Origin of the sequence: Caulobacter sp., assembly GCF_049283275.1 — a bacterium.
GTDB lineage: Bacteria > Pseudomonadota > Alphaproteobacteria > Caulobacterales > Caulobacteraceae > Caulobacter.
Map to the genome: position 1 here is coordinate 1 of NZ_JBAPVS010000118.1, position 3,163 is coordinate 3,163.

The following is a 3,163-nucleotide window of genomic DNA, read 5'->3' on the forward strand; positions in this document are numbered from 1 at the left end:
GTGCTGGTGGCCGACACCGCCACCGTCACGGCCGAGGCTTTCGAGCGCCTGGCCCGCGACGGCGGCCGCGGTCTGCTGGCCCGTGTGACCCGCGTCCTGCTGGCCGAGGGCCACAAGCCCGGCGCCAACCTGAAGGGCGGCGACCTGACGGTCACCTACGCCCCGGGCAAGGGCCTGTCGGGCCGGCCCTCGTCCAAGCGGATCATCAAGATCGTCAGCAAGTAGACGGCATCACCGCCATCATGCCCTCGGTGCGCGCGCGCACGCTCGGCGATGCCAGGCAGCCGGTCAGGGCCTCGTGGCCCGGCGCGCCCGGCCGGGGCGTCACCCGCATCGGCGGGGCGTGATTGGCCGGGCAGTAGAGGATCGCCTCGTCGGCCCCGTCCGCGGCCCCGACCGCGGACAAGTCGAGGATCGCGCTGGAGCGGGTCAACAGCACGACGGCCGGCGCCTCTTGGCCCCGCCGGCGCAGGCGGGCCACGAGAGCCTCCTGTTCGCCCCGGTCCAACCCTCTTTCCGGCATGTCGATCACCAGGGGACGCGTGCCCTCCAGGGCGCGAGGCAGGGCGTCGTCCGGACGGTCGAGATCCAGGAAGACCGCGTCGAGGGCTAGGGCCAGCCGCCGGGCCAGGCGCGTCTTGCCGCTGCCCAGCGGCCCGGTGACAAAGGTCAGGGCCGGGACGCGCGCCAATTCGAACCGCTCGCCGCCCCATGGCCAGGGCAGGTCGAAGGCGACGGCGGGCGCGGCGCTGGGCGCCAGGCCGGCGCGCAGATCGCGGATCTTGTCGGCGGCGGCGGTCAGTTGGCCGATCCGGTCCTCCAGGATCGCCTGGTGGGCGGCCAGGGCCGGCTCGGCCTGGCCGCTCAGCATCTCGGCGATCCGCGACAGGCTCAGGCCCAGGGCGCGCAGGGAGACGATCTCGCCCGCCCGGGCCATCTGGTCGGGGCCGTAGGCGCGCCAGCCGGCGGCGGTGCGGGCCGGGACCAGCAGGCCGCGCGCCTCGTAGATCCGCAGCGCCTTGGCCGAAACGCCCAGCTGTCGGGCGGCGTCCGATGGGCCCAGGAAGCGGGCGGAAGGGGGCATGGGAATCACCTCGTCCGGGTTGACCGCCCTCTTATCGGGGCGGCCCCAGGGTCCGGGTCAAGACCGATCGCTCACCCCCAGCCGCTTGCGCACCTGGATGAACAGATAGGGCTCGAACGGCAGCGAGCGGGTCTCGATCTTGTCGACCACGTCGTCGGCGCGCGAGCCTTTGTAGATCGTCCGTTCGCGGGTGATGCTGCGCGAGGACCAGTTGGACAGGGTGGTGCGCACCGTGAGGTCCGTCCTGGGCTTCCATTCGACGAAACCTTCCAGGTATGCCTCGGCGCGTTGGGTGCGGACCTCGTTGAAGCGGAAGCGGCTGTATTCGTTGGCGCAGTTGACGGAGGTCCCCCAGCTCCATCGGCCGCCGGGCATGTCGCGCGTGAAGCTGACATTGCAGACGAACGGCGTGGCGTTGGTGATGCGGCGCTTGCCGAAGGTGACGGGGTCGGTGACCTCGCTGTCGAACCAGCTGAGGCGCGTCTTCACCTGGCCGCCGGAAATCCCCAGCTTCTGGGTCGGCAGGGTCATGGCGATCACGAACTGGTCGGACCGGCCGTCGCCGATGTTGCTGGGCGCGTCGCCGCCGGTGGGCAGCGGCTTGTAGTCGACGACGTCGGAAATCTGCGAATGGGTCAGGGTGGCCGAGATCGAACCTGCCCCCCAGAACCGCCGCTCCCACGCCACTTCGCCGACCCACGAGCGCTGGGGCTCCAGAGTGGCGTCCGCGCCTTCCTGGCTGCCGGCCGACAGGTCGGCCGAGGCGATGAAGTCGCCGAAGTCCAGTTGCCCGACCTCGCGCTCGACCCGCATCCGCAGCTGGTCGGCGCTGTTGGGGTTCCAGGTCACCAGCAGGCGAGGCTTGGGGTAGAAGAAGCTGCGCTCCAGATCCACGCCGCCGCTCTGGGTGATGCGCGAGACCTCGACCCGCGCGCCGGCCTCGAGCGTCAGTTTGGGATCGGCCCGCCAGACGGCCTTGCCGGCCGCCTCGCCACGCAGCTCCTCGACCTTCACATGCGGCGGGCCGATGTCGACCGGGGCGCCGTTGACGGCGTAGTCGATATTGCCGTCCAGGAAGTTGTAGGCGCCCTCGAGGCTGCCCTCCAACGACAGGGTCTCGGACCGGCGCTGCTTCAGCTCGCCGCGCAGGATGCTTTCGCCGGTCTTGCTGCGCTCGGAATAGACCTCGGCGCGGCCTGGCAAGGCGAAGGTCGAGCCATAGGTGTCGTCGCCCAGGTTCTGCAGGAACACCAGCTGCAGGTCGGTGCGCGGCGAAAGCTTGCTGTCGTAGCGGGCCCCGAACTCGCCGGTCCAGTCCTCGTCGGTCTCGCCGCTGTCCTGGCGGCCGGCGCTGGGGGCGTAGCGGGTGTAGACGACGTCGCGGTCGAACGAGAAGTACTCGATCTTGCCGTTGATCCGGATTTTGCCGCCGGGGGCGGCGCGTTGGATCGCGCCGCGCGCCACGTAGTTCTGGATCTCGTCGTAACCCTTGACGGCCTCCATGGTCGTGGGCCGGCCGTCGGGAAAGCGGGTCACCCGGGTCCCGCCGTCGAAGGTCTGGTCGGTGCGGTCGATGGTGGCCAGCAGCGAGCCCTCGATCTGGTTGACCCCGTCCCGGCGCGAGGCCTGGAACTCCAGCAGCGGACCGAAGAAGCCGTCGGGATAGAGATAGGTCTGGAGATTGGCGACCTTCTCGATCTGCACGGTCGACTTGATCACCACATTGGCCAGGATCGTCTGGCCCTGCATGTCGACGCCGGGAGCGCCGCCGCGGATCAGTTCGATGCGCTCGACCGCGGTGGCCGAGATGCGCTTTAGGATGTCCTCGATGTCCTCGCTCTTGGTGGTCGGCCGCTCGCCGTTGATCAGCACGTTGCCGGCCGTGCCGGCGAAGCCGCGGGCGTCGTCGCCGCCGTCCAGCCGGAAGCCGGGCAGGCGGACGATCATGTCCAGGGCGGTGCTGGGGCGCTGCTCGGCGAAGAAGCTGGGCGGATAGCCGATCACCCCGCGCGGGGCGTCGGCGGGGGGCGGCGTCTGGGGCGGCGCCTGGGCCGGCGCCTGGGGCGCGGCCTCCAGCAC

At 70.9% G+C, this 3,163-nt stretch carries 3 protein-coding genes; 1 reads left to right on the plus strand and 2 read right to left on the minus strand.

The genetic code is table 11. The features are described from left to right. Positions 1-225: DUF4908 domain-containing protein (locus WAL33_RS05785; protein WP_422179377.1), on the plus strand; the 225-nt coding region annotated here is incomplete at its 5' end. On the opposite strand, the gene WAL33_RS05790 is transcribed toward WAL33_RS05785, so the two are convergent. Together WAL33_RS05790 and WAL33_RS05795 are read right to left on the minus strand one after the other, a co-directional pair. Beyond that, positions 215-1,084 carry a MerR family transcriptional regulator gene (locus tag WAL33_RS05790; protein ID WP_422179379.1) on the minus strand — a complete coding sequence of 290 codons (870 nt, stop codon included), beginning with the start codon at positions 1,082-1,084 and terminating at the stop codon, positions 215-217. The two genes, WAL33_RS05785 and WAL33_RS05790, sit on opposite strands and share 11 nt — an antisense overlap. A gap of 57 nt (positions 1,085-1,141) precedes the next feature. Next, on the minus strand, positions 1,142-3,163 hold the full coding sequence (locus tag WAL33_RS05795) for a TonB-dependent receptor domain-containing protein (protein ID WP_422179381.1): 2,022 nt from the start codon (positions 3,161-3,163) through the stop codon (positions 1,142-1,144).